The sequence below is a fragment of the Alteromonas antoniana genome (assembly GCF_019249295.1).
Classification (GTDB): domain Bacteria; phylum Pseudomonadota; class Gammaproteobacteria; order Enterobacterales; family Alteromonadaceae; genus Alteromonas; species Alteromonas antoniana.
The window spans coordinates 1-1,304 of record NZ_JAESDH010000071.1; the positions used below are offsets into that span (position 1 = coordinate 1).

A 1,304-nucleotide genomic window follows, 5' to 3' on the forward strand; every position below is an offset into this window, starting at 1 on the left:
GAGACTGTGAAATTTTCTGTGTAAGTGGCTATTTATCATAGTGATACACGGTCACTGTACATAATCATAAACTGACTCATGGCCGCTTTCCAATCTCTAATTGGCATGGTCCACTTCTTTGATATCTGGTGAAGCGCCAGATACAGTATTTTCATTACTGAGTCGTCAGTCGGGAATGACCGTCTGGTTTTGGTAATTTTTCGCAGACTGGCGTTCAGGGATTCGATGGCATTCGTAGTGTAAATAACCTTACGGATTTCCGGCGGATAATCGAAGAAGACGCTCAGACGTTCCCAGTTATTGCGCCAGGATAGGCTAATCGTTGGGTGTTGGTCATCCCACTTTTCAGCGAACTCTGCCAGGGCCAACTCCGCTTCAGCTAGTGTGGCCGCGCCGTAAATACGTTTCAGGTCAGCGGCAATGACCTTGCGCTGTTTCCAGTTAACATAACGCAGCGAGTGGCGAATCTGATGCACAATACACAGTTGCACCTGTGTTTTCGGGTAAACGGTCTCAATGGCTTCAGGGAAGCCTTTCAGACCATCGCAGCAAGCAATAAAGATATCCTGAACGCCACGGTTTTTAAGCTCGTTCATCACTGACAGCCAGAATTTCGCGCCTTCGGTTTGGGCCATCCATAAGCCCAGCAGTTCTTTTTCACCATCGGTGTTGATGCCAAGAGCCAGGTAAACCGATTTGTTCTGTACCGCGCCAGAATCCCGACTGCGCACCACTAAACAATCCAGATAAACGACAGGGTATAACGCGTCCAGTGGGCGCTGCTGCCATTGCTTTACCTCATCCATCACTTCATTGGTAACTTGAGAGATAAAAGTCGGCGAGACTTCTACGCCGTAAGATTCCTCGAAATGCGCCTGGATATCACGTGTTGTCATGCCTCGCGCATACAACGAGATGATACGGTCATCGAAACCGTTGAGCTGTTTGTCGCCTTTCTTGACCAACTGTGGCTCAAAGCTGCCATTGCGGTCACGAGGGATATCCAGATCGATCTCACCGTGCACAGAGCGCACCTTCTTACTGGATTTACCATTCCGGGAATTGCCAGAGTTCTTACCTTCCGGCGCATGTTTGGCGTAGCCAAGATGTTGCTCCATCTCAGCGTTCAACGCTCGCTCAGCAACCTTCTTGGTCAGTTGCTTAAGCAGTCCGGCTTCGCCGAGAATATCGTCTGGGGAGTTACAGCCTTCAAGAAGCTGATCGATAAGTTTGTCTGATATTGGCATTCTGCATTCCTTTCAACAGGTTAAGAATGCCACTTACACAGATCTTTTTACACTCTC

The 1,304-nt window shown here is 48.6% G+C and carries 1 protein-coding gene; it reads right to left on the reverse strand.

Translation table 11 applies throughout. The annotated features are described in order from the left end of the window. Positions 1 to 35 precede the first annotated feature (35 nt). On the reverse strand, positions 36 to 1,247 hold the full coding sequence (locus JKP77_RS22090; protein WP_218313331.1) for an IS256 family transposase: 1,212 nt from the start codon (positions 1,245 to 1,247) through the stop codon (positions 36 to 38). Between the last annotated feature and the right edge of the window lie 57 nt (positions 1,248 to 1,304).